Here is a 22476-nt window from a genome sequence, read left to right on the forward strand (position 1 = left end):
CGCCATGACGACGGCTGCCGAGATCGAACATCTCCAACAACACGGTCTGTATTCCGGTGCCGACGAGCACGATGCCTGCGGCGTCGGCTTCGTGGCGCACATCAAAGGCGAGAAAAGCCATGCGATCGTGCTGCAGGGCCTGAAGATCCTCGAAAACCTCGACCATCGCGGCGCAGTGGGCGCTGACAAGCTCATGGGCGACGGCGCGGGCATCCTGATCCAGCTGCCCGACCATCTGTACCGCGAAGAAATGGCCAAGCAGGGCGTCACGCTGCCGCCGCCGGGCGAGTACGGCGTGGGCATGATCTTCCTGCCGAAGGAACACGCCTCGCGCGAAGCCTGCGAGCAGGAAATGGAACGCGCCATCAAGGCCGAAGGCCAGGTGCTGCTCGGCTGGCGCGACGTGCCGGTCAACCGCGACATGCCGATGTCGCCCACCGTGCGCGCCAAGGAACCGCTGCTGCGCCAGGTGTTCATCGGCCGCGGCAACGACGTGATCGTGCAGGACGCGCTCGAGCGCAAGCTCTACGTCATCCGCAAGACCGCCAGCGCCAACATCCAGCGCCTGAAGCTCAAGCACAGCAAGGAATACTACGTTCCCAGCATGTCGAGCCGCACCGTGGTCTACAAGGGCCTGCTGCTGGCCGACCAAGTGGGTACCTACTACCTCGACCTGCAGGACAAGCGCTGCATCTCGGCCCTCGGCCTCGTGCACCAGCGCTTCTCGACCAACACCTTCCCCGAGTGGCCGCTGGCCCACCCGTACCGCTATGTCGCCCACAACGGCGAAATCAACACGGTCAAGGGCAACTACAACTGGATGAAGGCGCGCGAAGGCGTGATGTCGTCGCCCGTGCTGGGTGCCGACCTGCAAAAGCTGTACCCCATCAGCTTTGCCGGCCAGTCCGACACCGCCACCTTCGACAACTGCCTCGAGCTGCTGACGATGGCCGGCTACCCCATCAGCCAGGCCGTGATGATGATGATTCCCGAGCCCTGGGAACAGCACGCCACCATGGACCCGCGCCGCCGCGCGTTCTATGAATACCACGCCGCCATGCTCGAGCCGTGGGACGGCCCGGCCTCCATCGTGTTCACCGACGGCCGCCAGATCGGCGCCACGCTCGACCGCAACGGCCTGCGCCCCTCGCGCTACTGCGTGACCGACGACGACCTGGTCATCATGGCTTCGGAATCGGGCGTGCTGCCCGTGCCCGAGCAGAAGATCGTGCGCAAGTGGCGCCTGCAGCCCGGCAAGATGTTCCTCATCGACCTGGAGCAGGGCCGCATGATCGACGACGAGGAGGTCAAGGCCACCCTCGCCAACAGCAAGCCCTACAAGCAGTGGATCGAGAACCTGCGCATCAAGCTCGACAGCGTGAAGGCCGAGCCGGTCTCCGCTCCCGTCAGCCAGGTCGCGCTGCTCGACCGCCAGCAGGCCTTCGGCTACACCCAGGAAGACATCAAGTTCCTGATGAGCCCGATGGCGCAGGCCGGCGAAGAAGGCATCGGCTCCATGGGCAACGACAGCCCGCTGGCCGTGCTCTCCAGCAAGAACAAGCCGCTCTACAACTACTTCAAGCAGTTGTTCGCGCAAGTGACCAACCCGCCGATCGACCCGATCCGCGAGGCCATCGTGATGTCGCTGGTGTCGTTCATCGGCCCCAAGCCCAACCTGCTGGACATCAACCAGGTCAACCCGCCGATGCGGCTCGAAGTGAGCCAGCCGATTCTCGACTTTGCCGACATGGCGAAGCTGCGCGACATCGGCAAGTACACGCAGGGCAAGTTCAAGAGCTACGTGCTCGACATCACCTATCCGCTCGCCTGGGGCGACGAGGGCGTGGAGGCCAAGCTGGCCTCGCTGTGCGCCGAGGCGGTCGACGCCATCAAGGGCGGCCACAACATCCTCATCGTGAGCGACCGCGGCGTGAGCCCGACGCAAGTCGCGATTCCCGCCGTGCTCGCACTGTCGGCCGTGCACCAGTACCTGGTTCGCGAGGGCCTGCGCACCACGGCCGGCCTGGTGGTCGAGACCGGTTCGGCGCGTGAAGTGCATCACTTCGGCGTGCTGGCGGGCTACGGCGCGGAAGCCGTGCACCCCTACCTGGCCATGGAAACGCTCGCGGCCATGCATGCCGACCTGCCGGGCGACATGAGCGCCGAGAAGGCGGTCTACAACTACGTCAAGGCCATCGGCAAGGGTCTGTCGAAGATCATGTCGAAGATGGGTGTCAGCACCTACATGAGCTACTGCGGCGCGCAGCTGTTCGAGGCCATCGGCCTGAACACCGCCACGGTCAACAAGTACTTCACCGGCACGGCCAGCCGTGTCGAGGGCATCGGCGTGTTCGAGATTGCCGAGGAAGCCATCCGCATGCACAAGGCGGCGTTCGGCGACGATCCGATTCTTTCCAACATGCTCGACGCAGGCGGCGAGTACGCCTGGCGCACGCGCGGCGAAGAGCACATGTGGACGCCCGACGCCATCGCCAAGCTGCAGCACAGCACGCGCTCGAACAACTGGAACACGTACAAGGAATACGCGCAGCTCATCAACGACCAGAGCCGCCGCCACCTCACGCTGCGCGGCCTGTTCGAGTTCAAGCTGGATCCGGCCAAGGCCATTCCGGTCGACGAGGTCGAGCCCGCCGCCGAAATCGTCAAGCGCTTTGCCACGGGCGCGATGTCGCTCGGTTCGATCAGCACCGAAGCGCACTCCACGCTCGCCATTGCCATGAACCGCATCGGCGGCAAGAGCAACACGGGCGAGGGCGGCGAAGATCCGGCGCGCTACCGCAACGAGCTCAAGGGCATTCCGATCAAGCAGGGCGACACGCTCAAGAGCGTGATCGGCGCGGCCAACGTCGAGGTCGACCTGCCGCTGAAGGACGGCGACTCGCTGCGCTCGCGCATCAAGCAGGTGGCTTCGGGCCGCTTCGGCGTCACGGCCGAGTACCTGCATTCGGCCGACCAGATCCAGATCAAGATGGCCCAGGGCGCCAAGCCGGGCGAGGGCGGTCAGCTGCCCGGCGGCAAGGTCACCGAGTACATCGGCAAGCAGCGCTACGCGGTGCCGGGCGTGGGCCTGATCTCGCCGCCGCCGCACCATGACATCTACTCGATCGAAGACTTGGCGCAGTTGATTCACGACCTGAAGAATGCCGCGCCGCACGCAAGCATCAGCGTCAAGCTGGTGAGCGAAATCGGCGTGGGCACCATCGCGGCCGGCGTGGCCAAGTGCAAGAGCGACCACGTGGTGATCGCGGGCCATGACGGCGGTACGGGCGCATCGCCCTGGTCGTCCATCAAGCACGCAGGCAGCCCGTGGGAAATCGGCTTGGCCGAAACGCAGCAGACGCTGGTGCTCAACCGCCTGCGCAGCCGCATCCGCGTGCAGGCCGACGGCCAGATGAAGACCGGCCGCGACGTCGCCATCGGCGCGCTGCTGGGCGCCGACGAGTTCGGCTTTGCCACCGCGCCGCTGGTGGTCGAAGGCTGCATCATGATGCGCAAGTGCCACCTGAACACCTGCCCGGTGGGCGTGGCCACGCAAGACCCGATCCTGCGCAAGAAGTTCTCGGGCAAGCCCGAGCACGTCGTCAACTACTTCTTCTTCGTTGCGGAAGAAGTGCGCCAGATCATGGCCCAGCTCGGTATCCGCAAGTTCGACGACCTGATCGGCCGCGCCGACCTGCTCGACATGCGCAAGGGCATCGAGCACTGGAAGGCCTCCGGCCTGGACTTCAGCCGCCTGTTCGCGCTGCCGACGGTGCCGGCGGAAGTGCCGCGCTACCACGTCGAAAACCAGGACCACGGCCTGGACAAGGCGCTGGACGTCAAGCTCATCGAGAAGTCGCGTCCCGCCATCGAGCGCGGCGAGAAGGTGCAGTTCATCGAGGTGGCGCGCAACGTCAACCGCTCGGTGGGCGCCATGCTGTCGGGCGCGCTGACGAAGGTGCATCCGCAGGGCCTGCCCGACGATTCGATCCGCATCCAGCTCGAAGGCACGGGCGGCCAGTCGTTCGGCGCCTTCCTGGCGCGCGGCATCACGCTGTACCTGATCGGCGATGCCAACGACTACACCGGCAAGGGCCTTTCGGGCGGCCGCGTGGTGGTGCGCCCCAGCCTCGACTTCCGCGGCGAAGCCATCCGCAACACCATCGTCGGCAACACCGCGCTCTACGGCGCGACCACCGGCGAAGCCTATCTGTGCGGCGTGGCCGGCGAGCGTTTCGCGGTGCGCCTCTCGGGTGCCACGGCGGTCGTCGAAGGCACGGGCGACCACGGCTGCGAATACATGACCGGCGGCACGGTTGCGGTGCTCGGCAAGACCGGCCGCAACTTTGCGGCTGGCATGAGCGGCGGCGTGGCTTTCGTCTATGACGAAGACGGCCAGTTCGCCACGCGCTGCAATCTCTCGATGGTGTCGCTCGACAAGGTGCTGACCTCGGCCGAGCAGACCGCGAGCGTGCACCGCAAGATCTGGCACGGCGGCGAGACCGACGAGGCCCAGCTCAAGAAGCTGCTCGAAGAGCACCACCGCTGGACCGGCAGCAAGCGTGCGCGCGAACTGCTCGACAACTGGGCCGTGGCCCGCACCAAGTTCGTCAAGGTGTTCCCGAACGAATACAAGCGTGCGCTCGCCGAGCTGCACGACCGCAAGGTCGAGCTCACGAGCAGCGGCAACAACGCGCACATCGGCCTCGAGCCGCACGCGATCGCCGCCGCACCGCAGGCCACCCCGGCCGCAGTTTGAAGATCAACCAAAAACAGAACTAGCTCCCACACGGCATGCAGCACGTGAAACTGTCACAGCCCCTTCGGGGAACACCGCGGAACCGGCTTTGCCGGGCCGCAGGTGTTGCCCCCTTGAGGGGGGAGGCGGCTACACGCAGTGAGCAAGCAACGGGGGTGTAAAAGGAATCGCGATGGGAAAGATCACCGGCTTCATGGAGCATGAGCGCATCGAAGAGGGCTACAAGCCTGTCGAAGAGCGCGTCAAGCATTACAAGGAATTCGTTGTCGGCCTGACGAACGAGCAGGCCAAGGTACAGGGCGCACGCTGCATGGACTGCGGCACGCCGTTCTGCAACAGCGGCTGCCCTGTCAACAACATCATTCCGGACTTCAACGACCTCGTGTACCGCAACGATTGGCAGAACGCCTTCGCGGTGCTCGACTCGACCAACAACTTTCCGGAGTTCACCGGCCGCATCTGCCCCGCCCCTTGCGAGGCCGCCTGCGTGCTCAACGTGAACGACGACCCGGTCGGCATCAAGTCGCTGGAACACGCCATCATCGACCGCGCCTGGGACGAAGGCTGGGTGGCGCCGCGCGTCGCCAAGCACAAGACGGGCAAGAAGGTGGCCGTGGTGGGTTCGGGCCCGGCCGGCATGGCCGCGGCGCAGCAGCTTGCGCGCGCCGGCCACGACGTGACTCTCTTCGAGAAGAACGACCGCATCGGCGGCCTGCTGCGCTACGGCATCCCCGACTTCAAGATGGAGAAGACGCACATCGATCGCCGCGTCGAGCAGATGAAGGCCGAGGGCGTGACCTTCCGCACCGGCGTGATCGTCGGCGCCGCGAAAGACCCGCTGGGCAAGGGCTCCAAGGTGACCAACCTCGCCAAGGAAACCGTCACGCCCGAGCAGCTGAACAAGGAATTCGACGCCGTGCTGCTCAGCGGCGGGGCCGAGCAATCGCGCGACCTGCCGGTGCCGGGCCGCGACCTGGACGGCATTCACTTCGCGATGGAGTTCCTGCCACAGCAGAATCGCGTCAACGCAGGCGACAAGGTCAAGGGCCAACTGCGCGCCGAGGGCAAGCACGTCATCGTCATCGGCGGTGGCGACACCGGCTCCGACTGCGTGGGCACCAGCAACCGCCATGGCGCAGCCAGCGTCACGCAGTTCGAGCTGATGCCCCAGCCGCCCGAAGAAGAAAACCGCCCGCTGACCTGGCCCTACTGGCCGATCAAGCTGCGCACCAGCTCCAGCCACGAAGAAGGCTGCGAGCGCGAGTTCGCCATCTCCACCAAGGAGTTCATCGGCGAAAAGGGCAAGGTCACCGGCCTCAAGACCGTCCGCGTCGAGTGGAAGGACGGCAAGATGCAGGAAGTGGCCGGCAGCGAGCAGATCCTCAAGGCCGACCTCGTGCTGCTGGCGATGGGTTTCATCAGCCCCGTGGCCACCGTGCTGGATGCCTTCGGCGTCGAGAAGGATGCACGCGGCAATGCCAAGGCCACCGTCGATTTCATCGGTGGCTACGCCACCAACGTGCCCAAGGTGTTCGCGGCAGGCGATATCCGCCGCGGCCAGTCGCTCGTGGTGTGGGCGATTCGCGAGGGGCGGCAGGCTGCCCGCTCGGTGGACGAGTTTTTGATGGGATTTAGCGACTTACCTCGCTGATTTTTGTTTCAGTTTTGCGGGGCCCGTCACGGCCCCGCTATCATTTGCGGAAACCGCATGCCGGGATGCCTGTCAAGGCGCCCGGCTTTTTTATTGAGATGGACCCAGCCGCACTGCCACACCCCTTTGTAGAGTTCCGCGACGTTACGTTCGGCTATGGCGCACGTGCGATTCTCGACGGGGTGTCCTTTTCCGTCCCGCGCGGCAAGGTCACCGCGCTCATGGGGGCCTCGGGCGGCGGCAAGACCACCGTGCTGCGGCTCGTCGGCGGACAGCAGCGGGCCCAGCGCGGCGAGGTGCTGTTCGACGGTCAGGACGTCGGCAAGTTCGATGCCGCGGCTCTCTATAAAGCGCGGCGGCGCATGGGCATGCTCTTTCAGTTCGGTGCCTTGTTCACCGACATGAGCGTGTTCGACAACGTGGCTTTTCCCTTGCGCGAGCACACGCAGCTGTCGGAAGCGCTGGTGCGCGACATCGTCCTCATGAAGCTCGACGCCGTGGGCTTGCGCGGCGCGCGGGACCTCATGCCCAGCGAAGTGTCCGGCGGCATGGCCCGGCGCGTGGCGCTGGCGCGTGCCATTGCGCTCGACCCCGACCTGGTGATGTACGACGAGCCTTTTGCCGGCCTCGACCCGATTTCGCTCGGCACGGCGGCGCGGCTGATCCGCCAGCTCAACGACACGCTGGGGCTGACCAGCATCGTCGTCTCGCACGATCTCGAAGAAACATTCCGCATCGCCGACCACGTGATCATCCTGGCCAACGGCGCCATCGCGGCGCAGGGCACGCCCGACGAAGTGCGGCAAAGCGCCGATCCGCTGGTTCACCAGTTCGTCAATGCGCTGCCCGACGGGCCGGTGCATTTTCATTACCCTGGCGTTGGAATCGAAGCAGATTTCGGCAACGAAGGGGAGCGCGCATGACCTGGTGGAAGCCCGCCGATGTCGGCTTTGCCGTGCGCAGCAAGCTCGCCGATATGGGCTATGGCGCCAAGCTGTTCGTGCGCCTGGCGTTCCAAGGCGCGCAGAGCCTGCGGCGCTTCAGCCTGGTGCGCGACCAGATTCACTTTCTCGGCAACTACTCGCTCGCCATCATTGCGGTGTCCGGCCTTTTCGTGGGCTTTGTGCTGGGCCTGCAGATGTATTACGCGCTGCAGCGCTACGGTTCTTCCGAGGCGCTCGGCCTGCTGGTTGCCCTGAGCCTGGTGCGTGAGCTCGGCCCCGTGGTGGCTGCCTTGCTTTTCACCGGGCGTGCCGGTACCTCGCTCACCGCGGAAATCGGCCTCATGAAGGCTGGCGAACAGCTCAGCGCCATGGAAATGATGGCGGTCGACCCAGTGCGGCGCATTCTGGCCCCGCGTTTCTGGGCCGGCGTCATCACCATGCCGCTGCTCGCGGCCGTGTTCAGCGCGGTCGGCATCATGGGCGGCTACGTGGTGGGCGTGCTGATGCTGGGTGTCGACCCCGGCGCGTTCTGGGGCCAGATGCAGGGCGGCGTTGATGTCTGGCGCGACGTGGGCAACGGCGTGATCAAGAGCATCGTCTTCGGTTTTACCGTGACCTTCATTGCGCTGCTGCAGGGCTACGAGGCCCAGCCCACGCCTGAAGGCGTCTCGCGCGCGACCACGCGCACGGTGGTGATGGCGTCGCTGTCGGTGCTCGGCCTCGACTTCCTGCTGACCGCCATGATGTTCAGTATTTGAAGGGGCCTTGGCTCCAATCGTTCTAGAGAGTGCAAACCATGCAACGTTCCACTAACGACATCTGGGTCGGCCTGTTCGTCCTGATCGGCGGCGCGGCGCTTCTGTTCCTCGCGCTGCAATCGGCCAACCTGCTGAGCCTGAATTTCCAGAAGACGTACAACGTCACCGCGCGCTTCGACAATATCGGCGGTCTCAAGCCGCAAACCGCGGTCAAGAGCGCGGGGGTGGTGGTCGGCCGTGTGGAATCCATCTCATTCGACGACAAGTCCTTTCAGGCCAGCGTGACGCTGGCATTGCAAAACCGTTACAGTTTTCCCAAGGACAGCTCGCTCAAGATCCTGACCAGTGGCCTGCTCGGCGAGCAGTACATCGGAATCGAAGCGGGTGCCGAGGAGAAGAACCTGCAAGCCGGCGACACCATTACCGCGACCCAATCGGCCGTGGTGCTGGAAAACCTGATCAGCCAGTTCCTCTACAGCAAGGCGGCCGAAGGAAATACTTCGACGCCGGGAACAGCCAACAAGAAATGAAAACAAGCCCTTTTTCCTCAAATGCTATGAATAACATAGCGAATTACGCCCGCTGGATGAGCGTGGCAACGGTCTTTGCGGTACTTGCAGGCTGCGCGAGCGGCCCCCGCGCCAATCCGGCCGACCCTTTCGAGCCCTTCAATCGCGGCGTCACCAGTTTCAATGACAAGGTCGACGAAGCGGTGCTGGTACCCGTGGCCACGGCTTACCAGCGCGTGCTGCCCTCGATGGTGCGCACCGGCGTGAGCAATTTCTTCGGCAACTTGGGTGACGTCTGGAGCTTTGCCAACAGCGTGGCCCAGCTCAAGCTGCAGAACAGCGCCGAAACCTTCATGCGGGTCAACGTCAACACCTTCTTCGGCCTCGGCGGCCTGCTGGACATTGCCACCGAAGCGGGCATCGACCGCCACGAAGAAGACTTCGGCCAGACGCTCGGCCGCTGGGGCGTGGGCGCGGGCCCGTACGTCGTGCTGCCTCTGCTCGGCCCTTCGACCCTGCGCGATACCGCAGCCTTGCCTGTCGACCGGGCCGGGAGCGTGCTCGGGAACATGAACGACGTCGCGTGGCGCAATTCGCTCTCCGTGCTGGAAGTCGTCGACACGCGGGCCAAGTACCTGCGTGCCGGCCGCCTCCTCGATGATGCGGCGCTCGACAAGTACACGTTCACGCGCGACGCCTTCCTGCAGCACCGCCGCAACGACGTCTACGACGGCAATCCGCCGGACGACGAAGGCGGAAAGTAAGCCGTAAACGGGCAGAAAAGAAGCTGTTTGCCGCCGGATGAAGCCTTTTCTGCTTGCATCCGGTTTCAAGGCTTCACCTGCGCTTCAGGGAACCCGGTCGGCTCCAGACCCGTCGAACACGTTCTTTCCAGGAGGCGCGCCTTAGTGCTCGCCTTGCGGATTTTCAAAACTTGAGGGAATTGCCATGAACAACAATATCTTGCAACGACGCAGCCTTGGCCGCCTGGTACTCGCGAGCGCGCTGCTTTTCGGCGCTGCCGCTGCTTTCGTGCGCCCCGCGCAGGCCGCCGACGAAGCGCCAGATGCGCTGGTCAAGCGGCTGTCGACCGATGTGCTCGAAACCATCAAGGCCGACACCTCCATCAAGGCAGGCGACATCAGCAAGATCATGCTGCTGGTCGACAGCAAGATCATGCCCAACGTCAATTTCCAGCGCATGACGGCCTCCGCCGTGGGCCCGGCATGGCGCCAGGCCACGCCCGAGCAGCAAAAGCGCCTGCAGGAAGAATTCAAGACTTTGCTGGTGCGCACTTACGCCGGCGCGCTCGACCAGGTGAGCGACCAGACCGTCACGGTCCGTCCGTTCCGTGGTTCGCCCGACGACACCGAAGTGCTGGTGCGCACCGAGGTCAAGGGCCGCGGCGACCCGGTGCAACTCGACTACCGGCTCGAGAAAACGCCCGGCCAGGGCGGCGGCTGGAAGGTCTACAACCTCAATGTGCTGGGCGTCTGGCTCGTTGATACCTACCGCACCCAGTTCTCGCAGGAAATCAACGCCCGCGGCATCGATGGCCTGATTGCAGCGCTGGCCGCGCGCAACAAGGGCAACAGCGGCAAGAGCTGACGCCATGCTGGTGCTGCCGACCAAACTCACCCACGACGAGGCCCCCGCCTGCATGCGCATGCTGCAGCAGGGGCTGGCGGGGCAGACCGACACCTCCACAGTGGTCGACGCCAGCGCGCTGACGCAGTTCGATTCGTCGGCGCTGGCCGTGCTGCTGGAATGCCGGCGTGAATCGAGTGCGCTCGGCCGCGGCTTTGCCGTGAAGGGCCTTTCGCCTCGGCTGCGCGAGTTGGCCGCCTTGTACGGCATTGCGGGTCTTTTGCCCGCAGCGCCCTGAGCGCGGGGCAGCCGGACTGTAGCCGCGTCAGGGCATCTGGCCGCGGCGCAGCAGCTTGCGGGGCGGGCCCGTAAAATCGCCGGCTCCCATGCCCGCGATCTCATTCCAATCGGTCTCCAAGACCTATCCCCCCTCCAGACAGCAACGGGCCCAAGGCAAACAAGGGCTGCGCGCCGTCGACGAGGTCAGCTTCCAGATCGAACCGGGCGAGTTCTTCGGCTTGCTCGGCCCCAACGGCGCAGGCAAGACCACCCTCATCAGCATGCTGGCCGGCTTGTCTCGTCCCACCGCCGGGGCCATCAGCGTGCATGGCTTCGACGTGCAGCGCGACTACGCCGAGGCCCGGCGGCAGCTGGGCATCGTGCCGCAGGAGCTGGTGTTCGACCCCTTCTTCAATGTGCGGGAGTCGCTGCGCATCCAGTCGGGCTACTTCGGCATCAAGAACAACGAGGCCTGGATCGACGAGCTGCTGCAAAGCCTCGGCCTGGCCGACAAGGCGACGGCCAACATGCGCCAGCTCTCGGGCGGCATGAAGCGCCGGGTGCTGGTGGCGCAGGCGCTGGTGCACAAGCCGCCCGTGATCGTGCTCGACGAGCCCACCGCCGGGGTCGACGTGGAACTGCGCCAGACCCTCTGGCAGTTTGTCGCCAGGCTCAACAAGGAGGGCAGCACCGTGCTGCTCACCACGCACTACCTCGAGGAAGCCGAGGCCCTGTGCAGCCGCATTGCCATGCTCAAGCTGGGCCGCGTGATTGCGCTCGACCGCACCAGCGAACTCCTGAAGTCCGCCGCCAGCAACGTGCTGCGCTTCAAGACCGATGCCATGCTGCCCTGGGCCATTGCCCAGCACGCGCGCATTACCGGGCGCATCGTGCAGCTGCCGGCGCAGAACGCGCATGAAGTCGAACAACTGCTGGCCGCAATCCGCGAAGCCGGCGTCGTGGTGGAAGACGTGGAAATGCGCAAGGCCGATCTTGAAGACGTGTTCATCGACCTGATGGCGGGTGAGCAAACGCCGCTGGAGGTCTCGCGATGATGGCAGTGACAGGTTGGCGCGCGCTGCTTTATAAAGAAACGCTGCGCTTCTGGAAGGTCGGCTTCCAGACCGTCGGCGCGCCGGTGCTCACCGCGCTGCTCTATCTCATGGTGTTCGGCCATGTGCTCGAAGACCACGTGAAGGTCTACGGCTCGGTCGGCTACACCGCCTTCCTGGTGCCGGGCCTGGTGATGATGAGCGTGCTGCAGAACGCCTTCGCCAACAGCTCGTCGTCCATCATCCAGAGCAAGATCATGGGCAACCTGGTCTTCGTGCTGCTCACGCCGCTGTCGCACTGGGGCTGGTTCTTCGCCTATGTCGGCTCTTCGGTGATCCGCGGGCTGGCCGTGGGCCTCGGCGTGTTCGTGGTGACCATGTTCTTCGCCATGCCGAGCTTCGTTGCGCCGCTCTGGATTCTGGTGTTCGCGCTGCTGGGCTCCGCGATGCTGGGCACGCTGGGGCTCATTGCCGGGCTCTGGGCCGAGAAGTTCGACCAGATGGCCGTGTTCCAGAACTTCCTGATCATGCCCATGACCTTTCTTTCGGGCGTGTTCTATTCGATCGGCTCGCTGCCGCCGTTCTGGCAGTCGGTGAGCCACCTCAACCCGTTTTTCTACATGATCGACGGCTTCCGCTACGGCTTCTTCGGGGTCAGCGACGCCTCGCCTTGGCTCAGCCTGGGCATCGTCGGCGGCGCCTGGCTGGTGGTGAGCGCCATTGCCGTCCATTTGCTGCGAATCGGCTACAAAATCCGAGGCTGACCGCCTTTTTCCAGAACCCCCATGACCGCCGAACAACTCCAGGCTCTGATCCAGTCCCACCTCCCTTGCGAGCACATCACGCTCGAAGGGGACGGCCGCCACTGGTACGCCACCATCGTCTCGGCCGAATTCGAGGGCAAGCGCGCCATTCAGCGGCATCAGCGGGTCTACGCCACCCTCGGTGCGAAAATGCATACCGACGAGGTGCATGCGCTCTCCATGAAGACCTACACGCCGGCCGAATGGGCGGCGTTGGAAAAATAACTCTCCGGCCCCGCGGGGCCTGATTTCGCTGGAAATTCGATGGACAAACTTCTGATTCGCGGCGGGCGCCAGCTTCGCGGCGAGGTACTCATTTCCGGCGCCAAGAACGCAGCCTTGCCGGAGCTTTGCGCCGCGCTGCTGACCGACCAGCCCGTGACGCTGCACAACGTGCCGCGCCTGCAGGACGTGTCGACCATGCTCAAGCTGGTGCGCAACATGGGCGTGGTCGCCGAGCGTGACGACAACGGCACGGTGCAGCTCAATGCGGGCGACCTCGCCAACCCCGAGGCGCCCTACGAACTGGTGAAGACGATGCGGGCCTCGGTGCTGGCGCTGGGCCCGCTGCTCGCGCGCTTCGGCCGTGCCAAGGTGTCGCTGCCGGGCGGCTGCGCCATCGGTTCGCGGCCCGTCGACCAGCACATCAAGGGCCTGCAGGCCATGGGTGCCGAGATCGTGGTCGAGCACGGCTACATGATCGCCAGCCTGCCGCCCGGGCGCACCCGCCTGAAGGGCGCGCGTATCCTGACCGACATGGTTACCGTGACCGGCACCGAGAACTTCCTCATGGCCGCCGCTTTGGCCGAGGGCGAGACGCTGCTCGAAAACGCCGCGCAGGAGCCCGAAATCGTCGACCTGGCCGAAATGCTGATCCGCATGGGCGCGAAGATCCAGGGCCACGGCACCAGCCACATCCGCATCCAGGGCGTCGAAAAGCTGCACGGCTGCGAACACGCCGTGGTGGCCGACCGTATCGAAGCCGGCACTTTCCTGTGCGCCGTTGCGGCCACCGGCGGCGACGTGTTTTTGCGCCACGCCCGCGCCGACCATATGGACGCGGTGATCGACAAGCTGCGCGACGCCGGCTGCACGGTTGCCGCGGAAGAGGGTGGCGTGCGCATCAGCTCCAAGGCCCCGGCCAGCGAACACCTCAAGGCGCAGAGCTTCAGCACCACCGAATACCCGGGCTTCCCGACGGACATGCAGGCCCAGTTCATGGCCCTGAACGTGATTGCGCGCGGCGCCTCGATGGTCACCGAAACCATTTTCGAGAACCGCTTCATGCATGTGAACGAGATGGTGCGCCTGGGTGCGACGATCCACGTGGAGGGCAAGGTCGCCATGGTCGAGGGCGTGCCCCAGCTTTCGGGCGCCACCGTGATGGCCACCGACCTGCGCGCCTCGGCCAGCCTGGTCATTGCCGGCCTGGTGGCCGACGGCGAGACATTGGTCGACCGCATCTATCACCTGGACCGCGGCTACGACCGCATGGAAGCCAAGCTGCGCGGCATCGGGGCCGACATCGAGCGCGTGGCGGGAGCCGCCGCATGATCACGCTCGAACCACAGGAGTCGCAATCGTGATCACGCTTGCTCTGTCCAAAGGCCGCATCTTCGAAGAGACGATGCCCCTGCTGGCCGCCGCCGGCATCGAGGTCACGGAAGACCCGGAAAAATCGCGCAAGCTGATTCTTGCCACCACGCGGTCCGATGTGCGCGTGGTGCTGGTGCGTGCCTCCGACGTGCCGACCTACGTGCAGTACGGTGGTGCCGACCTGGGCGTGACGGGCTCCGACGTGCTGCTCGAGCACGGCAACCAGGGCCTGTACCAGCCGCTCGACCTGCGCATTGCGGCCTGCCGCCTCAGCGTGGCCGTGCGCGCCGACTACGACTACGCCTCCGCCGTGAAGCAGGGCTCGCGCCTGCGCGTGGCCACCAAGTACGTGGGCCTGGCGCGCGACTTCTTCGCCAGCAAGGGCGTGCACGTCGATCTGATCAAGCTCTACGGCAGCATGGAACTCGCGCCGCTCACGGGCCTGGCCGACGCCATCGTCGACCTGGTCTCGACCGGCAACACGCTGCGGGCCAATCACCTGGTCGAGGTCGAGCGCATCATGGACATCAGCGCGCGCCTCGTGGTCAACCAGGCCGCGCTCAAGCTCAAGCGCGAGCCGATCCGCCGCATCATCGACGCCTTTGCTTCCGCCATTCCGGCGGCAGCCACGCCCTGACAAGTTTCATACCCAGCCTCATGACACTGAAAGCAGCCCCCGCCCGTCTCTCCACGACTTCAGCCAGCTTCGACGCTGAATTCAAGGCGCGGCTGCATTGGTCCGCCGACGCGGACGCGGCCATCGAGAAGGTGGTGGCCGACATTCTGGCCGACGTGCAGAAGCGGGGCGACGATGCGGTGCTGGAGTACACCAACCGCTTCGACAAGCTCGGTGCCAAGACACTGCCCGAACTGGAGTTGACGCAAGCTGAGCTGAAGGCCGCCTTCGAATCGCTGCCCGCCGCGCAGCGGAACGCGCTTGAAGCCGCCGCGCGCCGTGTGCGCAGCTACCACGAGGCCCAGAAGAAGGCGAGCGGCGAAAGCTGGAGCTATCGCGATGCCGACGGCACGCTGCTCGGCCAGAAGGTCACGCCGCTCGATCGCGTCGGCATCTATGTGCCGGGCGGCAAGGCAGCCTATCCGTCGAGCGTGCTGATGAACGCGATTCCGGCGCACGTGGCAGGCGTGGCCGAAATCATCATGGTGGTTCCGACGCCGCGTGGCGAGAAGAACCCGCTCGTGCTTGCCGCCGCCTACGTGGCCGGCGTAACGCGCGGCTTCACCATCGGCGGTGCGCAAGCCGTGGCCGCGCTGGCCTACGGCACTGCCACCATTCCCGCAGTCGACAAGATCACCGGCCCGGGCAACGCCTATGTGGCGGCCGCCAAGCGCCGCGTGTTCGGCACCGTGGGCATCGACATGATCGCGGGGCCGAGTGAAATTCTCGTCCTGGCCGACGGCACCACGCCGCCCGACTGGGTGGCCATGGACCTGTTCAGCCAGGCCGAGCATGACGAACTCGCGCAGAGCATCCTGCTGTGCCCCGACGCAGCGTATATCGATCGCGTGCAGGCCGAGATCGACCGCCTGCTGCCCGCCATGCCGCGCGCGGAAATCATCGCGGCTTCGCTCAATGGCCGCGGCGCGCTCATCCACACGAAGAGCATGGAAGAGGCCTGCGAGATCAGCAACCGCATCGCCCCCGAACACCTGGAAGTCAGCAGCAGCGAGCCGAACCGCTGGGAGCCGCTGCTGCGCCATGCCGGCGCGATCTTCCTTGGCGCCTTCACCAGCGAAAGCCTCGGCGACTACTGCGCCGGCCCGAACCACGTGCTGCCGACCAGCGGCACGGCGCGCTTTTCGAGCCCGCTCGGCGTCTACGATTTTCAAAAGCGTTCGAGCCTCATCGAAGTGAGCGAAGCCGGGGCCCAGGTGCTCGGCCCTATTGCGGTGACGCTGGCCGAGGGCGAGGGTCTGCAGGCGCACGCCGAAGCTGCGCGGATGCGCCTGCGCAAGATTTGAAGTTTCATAAATAGAAAACCGCTCGGGAGGAGCAAGCCAGATGATTCATCGTCTTTACAGGTCGCGTTTTTTCAGATTCGCAGCCGGCCTCGTAGCAGGCGCGGGCTTGCTCGTTGCCTGCAGCCAGATCCCGCAGGCGCCGCGCAACGAGTCGGCCGCCTTGTCCGCAACTCCCAGCGCCGCCGCTGCCGCACCCGCACAGCTCGGCACGCAGTGGGGCGAGGGCAGAGAGTCGAAGACCCGTACGGTCGAGGCGAAGCGGCTGTCCGCCCAGCCTGACGAAGTGGCCTTGCTGGGCTACAACGAGGCATCCACCGTGCGCCGCGAAGCCGGCAACAACCCCGAGCGCCGGCTCAATCTGCAACTGGCCCAAGGCGATGTCGAATGGTCGGTGCTTGATGAGAATGGCCGCCCGCTGCCGATGCAGCGCGCACGCCGCAGCAGCGGCGACATGTTCCGCATCGCCGGCATCGAAGGCGCGCGCTACACGCTGCGTTTTCGCAATCTGAGCGACCGAGCCTACGAAGTGATCGCCACCGTCGACGGCCTGGACGTGCTGAACGGCAAGCCCGGCAGCCTGCGCAACGGCGGCTATGTGCTGGGCCCGCAGCAGGTGCTCGACATCGAGGGCTTCCGCAAGAGCCAGAGCGAGGTCGCCGCCTTCCGTTTTGCCGCTCCGGGCCGCGCCTATGCGGCGAACACCGAAGCAGGCGACGTGCGCAACATCGGCGTGATCGGTGCTGCGCTGTTCGAGCTCGAACTGCCCGAGGCACAACGCCGTCCGCGTCGCAATGCCACGCCAGTTCAGCCTAGCGCCTTCCCGGCCGACGAGGCGTTTGCGCCGCCGCCGCGCTACCGCAAGTAACGACATGAGCCGTGCCGCCGTCCTGCTGCTGCCGCGCCTTTCGGTGCTGTTGCTCGCACTGGCGGCCGGTGCCGGCGCGCAGGCCATGAGCATCCGCGAATTGCGCACGCTCGAAGCCAACGAGAAAGACGGCAAGGCCTACGCGAGCTACTACCTCGTCGGCGTGCTCGAAGGCCTGCGCGAAGGCGTGGAGGCATCGCAGCGCAACGGGCAAAAGCCCGTCTTCTGCGTTGAAGGCCGCCGCCTCGAGCCGTCGATGGCGCGCTCCCTCTATCAAACCGAGCTGACCCGCAACGCCGACAGCTATGAAGCCGACATGCCCGTGCAATTGGTCATGTCCGGCGCCCTCAAGAACAGCTACCGCTGCACCCGATGACCACTTCGCCTACCGCCCGCCCGATCGACCGCATCCGCTCCGACGTGCAGTCCATGCACGCCTATGCGGTGCAGGACGCGCGCGGCTTCGTCAAGCTCGACGCCATGGAGAACCCGTTCGGCCTGCCGCCGGCATTGCAGGCCGAGCTCGGCGCACGGCTGGGCGCGCTGGCGCTCAACCGCTACCCGGGCGAGCGGGGAGGCGACCTGCAGCGCGCGCTGGCCGCGCATGCGCACATGCCCGAAGGTTTCGCGCTGATGCTGGGCAACGGCTCCGACGAACTGATTTCGCTCCTGGCCATCGCCTGCGATGTGCCGGGCGCCACGCTGCTCGCGCCCGTGCCCGGCTTCGTGATGTACGCCATGAGCGCCCAGTTGCAGGGCCTGCGCTTCGCCGGCGTGCCGCTCACGGCCGATTTCGAACTCGACGAGGCGGCGATGCTCGCTGCCATTGCGCGCGAGAAGCCGGCCATCGTGTACCTGGCCTATCCGAACAACCCCACCGCCAACCTCTGGGACGATGCCGTCATCGAGAAGATCGTCGAGGCTCAGGGCGCGCAGGGCGGCCTGGTGGTGATCGACGAGGCTTACCAGCCCTTTGCCGCCAGGAGCTACATCGACCGCATCGCGCGGCACGGCCATGTGCTGCTGATGCGCACGCTCAGCAAGTTCGGCCTGGCGGGCATCCGCCTCGGCTATCTCATGGGGCCGGCCGAACTGATCGCGCAGATCGACAAGGTGCGCCCGCCCTACAACATCAGCGTGCTGAACTGCGAATGCGCGCTCTTCGCGCTCGAGCATGCCGAAGTGTTCGAGGCCCAGGCCCGGCAAATCCGCGAGGAGCGCCACCGCCTCATGATGGGGCTGGGCCGGCTTGCGGGCGTGAAGACGTGGCCGAGCGACGCCAACATGATCCTCGTGCGGGTGCCCGACGCCGTCAAGACCTTCGAGGGCATGAAGGCACACGGGGTTCTGGTGAAGAACGTTTCTAAAATGCACGAACTGCTCGCAAATTGCCTGCGCCTCACCGTCGGAACGTCCGACGAGAATGCGCGGATGCTCGCGGCACTCGAAGCCTCACTATGACCACCCCCCAAACAGCCGACACGGGCACCGCCGCGCGCACCGCATCGGTCACCCGCAACACCGCCGAAACCAAGATCACCGTCAGCGTCAACCTCGACGGCACGGGCAAGGCCAAGCTCTCCACCGGCATCGGCTTTTTCGACCACATGCTCGACCAGATCGCCCGCCACGGCTTGATCGACCTCGACATCGACTGCCAGGGCGACCTGCACATCGACGGCCACCACACCGTGGAAGACGTGGGCATTACCCTCGGCCAGGCGGTTGCCAAGGCCGTGGGCGACAAGAAGGGCATCCGCCGCTACGGGCATGCCTATGTGCCGCTCGACGAGGCGCTGAGCCGCGTCGTCATCGACTTCTCGGGCCGACCGGGCTTGGTGATGCACGTGCCCTTCACGAGCGGCATGATCGGCACTTTCGACAGCCAGTTGACGTACGAGTTCTTCCAGGGCTTCGTCAATCATGCGTTCGTCACGCTGCACATCGACAACCTGAAGGGCGTGAACGCGCACCACCAGTGCGAAACGGTGTTCAAGGCCTTTGCACGCGCAATGCGCGGCGCGCTGGAGCTCGATCCGCGCTCCGTGGGCGTCATTCCCTCGACCAAGGGTTCGCTCTGAAAATCCCCAGCGAACAGCTATGAAATCTGTAGCAAATACCGTCGCGGTCGTCGACTACGGCATGGGCAACCTGCATTCGGTGTCGCAGGCCGTGCGGCATGCGGCCGACCAGGTGGGTGTAGAGGTTTTCGTTACCTCCGATCCCGAGGTGGTGCGCAAGGCCACCCGCGTGGTGCTGCCGGGCCAGGGCGCCATGCCCGACTGCATGCGCGAGCTGCGCGATTCCGGCCTGCAGGAGTCGGTGCTCGAAGCCGCGGCAAACAAGCCGCTCTTCGGCGTGTGCGTGGGCATGCAGATGCTGCTGTCGCGCAGCGACGAGGGGCCGACCGAGGGCTTGGGCCTGATTCCCGGCGAGGTCGTCAAGTTCGACCTGGCCGGCCGGCTACAGCCCGACGGCAGCCGTTTCAAGGTGCCCCAGATGGGCTGGAACCAGGTGCGCCAAGCCCAGCCGCATGCCGTGTGGGCGGGCATTCCCGACCAGAGCTACTTCTACTTCGTGCACAGCTTCTACGCACGGCCGGCGGACGCGCGGCACAGCGTTGGCGAGGCGGATTACGGGGCATGCTTTACCGCGGCCATCGCACGCGATAACATTTTTGCCACCCAGTTCCACCCGGAGAAGAGTGCGGACCACGGGTTGCAGCTCTACCGAAACTTCCTCCACTGGAATCCCTGACCTTATATTTCCGACCGGGCCGAACCTTCCTCAGCCCGGATTCCGCACACTCGCGTCACTTCCATGCTCCTCATTCCCGCCATTGATCTCAAAGACGGCCACTGCGTTCGCCTCAAACAGGGCGACATGGACCAGTCCACCATCTTCAGCGAAGACCCGGCCGCCATGGCCCGCAAGTGGGTCGAGGCCGGCGCGCGGCGGCTGCACCTGGTCGATCTGAATGGCGCCTTCGCCGGAAAGCCGCAGAACCACGCGGCCATCAAGGCGATCCTGCGCGAAGTGGGCGACGACATTCCGGTGCAACTGGGCGGCGGCATCCGCGACCTGGACACCATCGAGCGCTACATCGACGACGGCCTGCGCTACGTGATCATCGGCACCGCCGCGGTCAAGAACCCCGGCTTCCTGAAGGACGCCTGCGTGGCCTTCGGCGGCCACATCATCGTGGGGCTCGACGCCAAGGACGGCAAGGTGGCCACCGACGGCTGGAGCAAGCTCACGGGCCACGAGGTGGCCGACCTGGGCAAGAAGTTCGAGGACTACGGCGTCGAATCGATCATCTACACCGACATCGGCCGCGACGGCATGCTGTCGGGCATCAACATCGATGCGACCGTGAAGCTCGCGCAGGCGCTGACCATTCCGGTGATCGCCTCGGGCGGCCTGTCGAACATGGCCGACATCGACCAGCTTTGCGCGGTCGAGTCCGAAGGCGTCGAAGGCGTGATCTGCGGCCGCGCCATCTATTCCGGCGACCTCGATTTCGCTGCCGCGCAAGCCCGCGCGGACGAACTCGCCGGCGTCTGAGGCCTTTTTTCAGCGCGGCGTGCTCTCCGCGCTTGCCATTGCCAACTACCGCTCGCTGCGCCAGCTGACGGTGCCGCTCGGCCGGCTCACCGTCGTGACCGGGCCCAACGGCAGCGGCAAATCCAGCGTGTACCGCGCGATGCGGCTTTTGGCCGACATTGCCAACGGCGGCGTGATCCGCTCGCTGGTGCGCGAAGGCGGGCTATCTTCCACACTTTGGGCAGGGCCTGAACGCTTTTCAGCCGCCATGCTGCGCGGCGATGTCCCGGTGCAGGGCACCGTGCGCAGCGAGCCGGTGAACCTGCGGCTCGGGTTCTCGGGCGTTGAAGCGAGCGACTTCGGCTACGCCATCGACATTGGGCTGCCGGTACCGCGCGCAACAGCCTTTGGCGGCGATCCCGAAATCAAGCGCGAGGCCATCTGGAGCGGCCCGGTGCTGCGGCCCGCCACTCAGCTGGTTGACCGCAAGGGCGCATCGCTGCGGCTGCGCGGCGAGCGCAGCGGAAGCTGGGAGCCCGTGGGCCGGCCCATCGCCCAGTTCGCCAGCATGATGACCGAGTACGCCGATCCGCATGCCGCGCCCGAGATGCTCACGCTGCGCGAGCAAATGCGCTCCTGGCGCTTCTACGACCACTTCCGCTCCGACGCCGATGCGCCCGCACGCCAGCCGCAGCTCGGCACCTACACGCCGGTGCTCGCCAACGATGGCGCCGACCTGGCCGCCGCGCTGCAGACCATTCGCGAGATTGGCGACAGCAGTGCGCTCGACCGCGCCGTGGACGATGCGTTTCCCGGTGCGCGCATCCAGGTGCGGGTGAACGAAGACCGCTTCGAAACGCTGATGCACCAGCACGGCCTGCTCCGGCCGTTGACGGCGGCGGAGCTTTCCGATGGCACCCTGCGCTACCTGCTCTGGATCGCTGCGCTCCTCACGCCCCGGCCGCCGGCGCTGCTGGTGCTCAACGAGCCCGAGACCAGCCTGCACCCCGACCTGTTGCCCGCGCTCGGGCGGTTGATCGCGCAGGCCGCGCGCGGGTCGCAGATCATCGTCGTGTCGCATGCCCCGCGGCTGATTGCCGCGCTCGAGGACAGCGACGACCTGCAATCGGTGGTGCTCGAGAAGCGCTTCGGCGAAACCCGCATCGCCAACCTCGACATGAGCGAGATACCGCACTGGGCCTGGCCGGCGCGCTGACCGCCGGCGCGGCTTATTCGGCCTTGACCGCCATCGTCTGGATGATCGCCTGCAGCTGCGCGCTCATCGGCAGGTCGATGCTTTCTCCGGTGGGCAGCTTGCGCAGGAACCAGCGCTTGTACTGGCGCTCGATCTCGCCGTCCTGCGCCAGCACCTGGAAGGCGTCGTTGATCACCTTGGCCAATTGCGCATCGCCCTTGCGGTACATGATGCCGTAGGGGTCGTAGGAGAGATAGTCGCCGACCACCTCGTACTGGGCCTTGGCGGCTTCGCGCGCGATCAGGCCGTAGAGCAGCACGTCGTCGGTAGCAAAGGCGTCGGCCTGGCCGCTTTTCACCAGCCCGAATGAATCGGCGTGGTCGCGTGCCACCAGCAGGTCGATGCCGAGCCTGAACTTCTGCGAGAGCTCGCGCAGCGTCTTCTCGTTGGTGGTGCCCGCGGTAACGGCGACCCGCTTGCCGGCCAGGTCGCGGAACGACTTGATCGGCGATCCTTTCTTTACCAGCACCTTGGTGCCCGAGACGAAGATCGTGGGCGAGAAGCTCACGCGCTTCTGCCGCTCGAGGTTGCTGGTGGTCGAACCGCATTCGAGATCGACCGTGCCGCGTTCGACCGCATCCATGCGCGAATCGGAGGTCACCGGCACCCACTTGATTGCGAGGCTCCTGTTCACTGCCTCCTCGATGGCCGTGACCAATTCGCGGCAGAGCTCGATCGAATAGCCGATGGGTTCGTTGCGTGCATTGAGAAAGGAAAACGGCACCGACGATTCGCGGTAGCCGATAGCGACGGCGCCGCTCTCGCGCACCTTGGCCAGCGTGCCGGTGAGCGTAGGGGGCGCTTCCTGCGCCTGTGCGGAGGCTCCCATGGCAAGGGTGGCCGCCGCAAGCAGGCCGGCAATGAAAACCGGCAGCGTGGGCCTGGGCTTCATGGC

The 22476-nt window shown here is 65.7% G+C and carries 22 protein-coding genes; 21 read left to right on the forward strand and 1 reads right to left on the reverse strand.

Going from position 1 to position 22476, the window contains the following annotated elements:
• Positions 1 to 4 precede the first annotated feature (4 nt).
• The 21 genes from V9K97_RS19155 (at position 5) to V9K97_RS19255 (ending at position 21542) form a co-directional block, all read left to right on the forward strand.
• Entirely contained in the window at positions 5 to 4759 is a 4755-nt protein-coding gene (locus V9K97_RS19155; RefSeq protein WP_337320023.1) for a glutamate synthase-related protein, read from the forward strand.
• Positions 4760 to 4931: 172 nt separating this feature from the next.
• Positions 4932 to 6410 (forward strand): glutamate synthase subunit beta, encoded by a 1479-nt coding sequence (locus tag V9K97_RS19160; RefSeq protein WP_337320024.1) that lies wholly within the window; start codon positions 4932 to 4934, stop codon positions 6408 to 6410.
• Positions 6411 to 6475: 65 nt separating this feature from the next.
• Positions 6476 to 7333, forward strand: coding sequence for an ABC transporter ATP-binding protein (locus tag V9K97_RS19165; protein WP_258504406.1), 858 nt, complete (start codon positions 6476 to 6478; stop codon positions 7331 to 7333).
• A complete protein-coding gene (mlaE, locus tag V9K97_RS19170) occupies positions 7330 to 8112 on the forward strand; it encodes a lipid asymmetry maintenance ABC transporter permease subunit MlaE (RefSeq protein WP_126745528.1) in 783 nt (260 codons plus the stop codon). Before V9K97_RS19165 ends, mlaE begins: the two co-directional genes overlap by 4 nt.
• Positions 8113 to 8150: 38 nt before the next feature.
• Complete coding sequence (gene mlaD / locus V9K97_RS19175; RefSeq protein ID WP_126745807.1) at positions 8151 to 8642, forward strand: outer membrane lipid asymmetry maintenance protein MlaD; 492 nt, start codon at positions 8151 to 8153, stop codon at positions 8640 to 8642.
• Between the two features lie 26 nt (positions 8643 to 8668).
• Positions 8669 to 9385, forward strand: a complete 717-nt coding sequence (locus tag V9K97_RS19180; RefSeq protein WP_258504407.1) for an MlaA family lipoprotein — start codon at positions 8669 to 8671, stop codon at positions 9383 to 9385.
• Positions 9386 to 9569: 184 nt separating this feature from the next.
• On the forward strand, positions 9570 to 10229 hold the full coding sequence (locus V9K97_RS19185) for an MlaC/ttg2D family ABC transporter substrate-binding protein (RefSeq protein WP_258504408.1): 660 nt from the start codon (positions 9570 to 9572) through the stop codon (positions 10227 to 10229).
• Positions 10230 to 10233: 4 nt separating this feature from the next.
• Complete coding sequence (locus V9K97_RS19190; RefSeq protein WP_126745531.1) at positions 10234 to 10506, forward strand: STAS domain-containing protein; 273 nt, start codon at positions 10234 to 10236, stop codon at positions 10504 to 10506.
• An 88-nt stretch (positions 10507 to 10594) separates the two neighbouring features.
• Positions 10595 to 11542, forward strand: a complete 948-nt coding sequence (locus V9K97_RS19195; protein ID WP_258504410.1) for an ABC transporter ATP-binding protein — start codon at positions 10595 to 10597, stop codon at positions 11540 to 11542.
• A gap of 5 nt (positions 11543 to 11547) precedes the next feature.
• A complete protein-coding gene (locus tag V9K97_RS19200; RefSeq protein ID WP_258508276.1) occupies positions 11548 to 12303 on the forward strand; it encodes an ABC transporter permease in 756 nt (251 codons plus the stop codon).
• Positions 12304 to 12324: 21 nt separating this feature from the next.
• Positions 12325 to 12567: a BolA family protein gene (locus V9K97_RS19205; RefSeq protein ID WP_012746311.1), complete on the forward strand. Its 243-nt coding sequence runs from the start codon at positions 12325 to 12327 to the stop codon at positions 12565 to 12567.
• 39 nt (positions 12568 to 12606) lie between these two features.
• Complete coding sequence (gene murA / locus V9K97_RS19210; RefSeq protein WP_337320026.1) at positions 12607 to 13896, forward strand: UDP-N-acetylglucosamine 1-carboxyvinyltransferase; 1290 nt, start codon at positions 12607 to 12609, stop codon at positions 13894 to 13896.
• Between the two features lie 28 nt (positions 13897 to 13924).
• Entirely contained in the window at positions 13925 to 14575 is a 651-nt protein-coding gene (hisG, locus tag V9K97_RS19215) for an ATP phosphoribosyltransferase (protein WP_337297735.1), read from the forward strand.
• 20 nt (positions 14576 to 14595) lie between these two features.
• Entirely contained in the window at positions 14596 to 15918 is a 1323-nt protein-coding gene (gene hisD / locus V9K97_RS19220; RefSeq protein WP_337320028.1) for a histidinol dehydrogenase, read from the forward strand.
• 160 nt (positions 15919 to 16078) lie between these two features.
• Positions 16079 to 16783 (forward strand): hypothetical protein, encoded by a 705-nt coding sequence (locus tag V9K97_RS19225; protein WP_337320029.1) that lies wholly within the window; start codon positions 16079 to 16081, stop codon positions 16781 to 16783.
• Between the two features lie 4 nt (positions 16784 to 16787).
• Positions 16788 to 17159 (forward strand): hypothetical protein, encoded by a 372-nt coding sequence (locus tag V9K97_RS19230; protein ID WP_258504415.1) that lies wholly within the window; start codon positions 16788 to 16790, stop codon positions 17157 to 17159.
• Entirely contained in the window at positions 17156 to 18244 is a 1089-nt protein-coding gene (hisC, locus tag V9K97_RS19235) for a histidinol-phosphate transaminase (protein ID WP_337320032.1), read from the forward strand. Before V9K97_RS19230 ends, hisC begins: the two co-directional genes overlap by 4 nt.
• Complete coding sequence (hisB, locus tag V9K97_RS19240) at positions 18241 to 18864, forward strand: imidazoleglycerol-phosphate dehydratase HisB (RefSeq protein WP_281149338.1); 624 nt, start codon at positions 18241 to 18243, stop codon at positions 18862 to 18864. Before hisC ends, hisB begins: the two co-directional genes overlap by 4 nt.
• 19 nt (positions 18865 to 18883) lie before the next feature.
• Positions 18884 to 19540, forward strand: a complete 657-nt coding sequence (gene hisH, locus V9K97_RS19245; RefSeq protein WP_337297741.1) for an imidazole glycerol phosphate synthase subunit HisH — start codon at positions 18884 to 18886, stop codon at positions 19538 to 19540.
• Between the two features lie 63 nt (positions 19541 to 19603).
• Positions 19604 to 20347, forward strand: a complete 744-nt coding sequence (gene hisA, locus V9K97_RS19250; protein ID WP_126745541.1) for a 1-(5-phosphoribosyl)-5-[(5-phosphoribosylamino)methylideneamino]imidazole-4-carboxamide isomerase — start codon at positions 19604 to 19606, stop codon at positions 20345 to 20347.
• 19 nt (positions 20348 to 20366) lie between these two features.
• Positions 20367 to 21542 (forward strand): AAA family ATPase, encoded by a 1176-nt coding sequence (locus V9K97_RS19255; protein ID WP_337320033.1) that lies wholly within the window; start codon positions 20367 to 20369, stop codon positions 21540 to 21542.
• 13 nt (positions 21543 to 21555) lie between these two features.
• Here V9K97_RS19255 and V9K97_RS19260 read toward each other — a convergent pair whose 3' ends face one another.
• Complete coding sequence (locus tag V9K97_RS19260; RefSeq protein ID WP_337320035.1) at positions 21556 to 22473, reverse strand: amino acid ABC transporter substrate-binding protein; 918 nt, start codon at positions 22471 to 22473, stop codon at positions 21556 to 21558.
• Positions 22474 to 22476: the final 3 nt, after the last annotated feature.

This window comes from Variovorax sp. CCNWLW186 (genome assembly GCF_037203865.1).
Lineage (GTDB): Bacteria > Pseudomonadota > Gammaproteobacteria > Burkholderiales > Burkholderiaceae_C > Variovorax.

What these genes read in the sequence shown, in the direction of transcription:
- V9K97_RS19165 (WP_258504406.1), top strand. Translation starts at nt 6,476, where the DNA reads ATGCCTGTCAAGGCGCCCGGCTTTTTTATTGAGATGGACCCAGCCGCA.
- hisH (WP_337297741.1), top strand. Translation starts at nt 18,884, where the DNA reads ATGAAATCTGTAGCAAATACCGTCGCGGTCGTCGACTACGGCATGGGC.
- mlaE (WP_126745528.1), top strand. Translation starts at nt 7,330, where the DNA reads ATGACCTGGTGGAAGCCCGCCGATGTCGGCTTTGCCGTGCGCAGCAAG.
- V9K97_RS19260 (WP_337320035.1), bottom strand. Translation starts at nt 22,473, where the DNA reads ATGAAGCCCAGGCCCACGCTGCCGGTTTTCATTGCCGGCCTGCTTGCG.
- hisA (WP_126745541.1), top strand. Translation starts at nt 19,604, where the DNA reads ATGCTCCTCATTCCCGCCATTGATCTCAAAGACGGCCACTGCGTTCGC.
- murA (WP_337320026.1), top strand. Translation starts at nt 12,607, where the DNA reads ATGGACAAACTTCTGATTCGCGGCGGGCGCCAGCTTCGCGGCGAGGTA.
- V9K97_RS19195 (WP_258504410.1), top strand. Translation starts at nt 10,595, where the DNA reads ATGCCCGCGATCTCATTCCAATCGGTCTCCAAGACCTATCCCCCCTCC.
- hisB (WP_281149338.1), top strand. Translation starts at nt 18,241, where the DNA reads ATGACCACCCCCCAAACAGCCGACACGGGCACCGCCGCGCGCACCGCA.
- hisC (WP_337320032.1), top strand. Translation starts at nt 17,156, where the DNA reads ATGACCACTTCGCCTACCGCCCGCCCGATCGACCGCATCCGCTCCGAC.
- V9K97_RS19185 (WP_258504408.1), top strand. Translation starts at nt 9,570, where the DNA reads ATGAACAACAATATCTTGCAACGACGCAGCCTTGGCCGCCTGGTACTC.
- V9K97_RS19205 (WP_012746311.1), top strand. Translation starts at nt 12,325, where the DNA reads ATGACCGCCGAACAACTCCAGGCTCTGATCCAGTCCCACCTCCCTTGC.
- V9K97_RS19190 (WP_126745531.1), top strand. Translation starts at nt 10,234, where the DNA reads ATGCTGGTGCTGCCGACCAAACTCACCCACGACGAGGCCCCCGCCTGC.
- V9K97_RS19155 (WP_337320023.1), top strand. Translation starts at nt 5, where the DNA reads ATGACGACGGCTGCCGAGATCGAACATCTCCAACAACACGGTCTGTAT.
- V9K97_RS19230 (WP_258504415.1), top strand. Translation starts at nt 16,788, where the DNA reads ATGAGCCGTGCCGCCGTCCTGCTGCTGCCGCGCCTTTCGGTGCTGTTG.
- V9K97_RS19160 (WP_337320024.1), top strand. Translation starts at nt 4,932, where the DNA reads ATGGGAAAGATCACCGGCTTCATGGAGCATGAGCGCATCGAAGAGGGC.
- V9K97_RS19180 (WP_258504407.1), top strand. Translation starts at nt 8,669, where the DNA reads ATGAATAACATAGCGAATTACGCCCGCTGGATGAGCGTGGCAACGGTC.
- hisD (WP_337320028.1), top strand. Translation starts at nt 14,596, where the DNA reads ATGACACTGAAAGCAGCCCCCGCCCGTCTCTCCACGACTTCAGCCAGC.
- mlaD (WP_126745807.1), top strand. Translation starts at nt 8,151, where the DNA reads ATGCAACGTTCCACTAACGACATCTGGGTCGGCCTGTTCGTCCTGATC.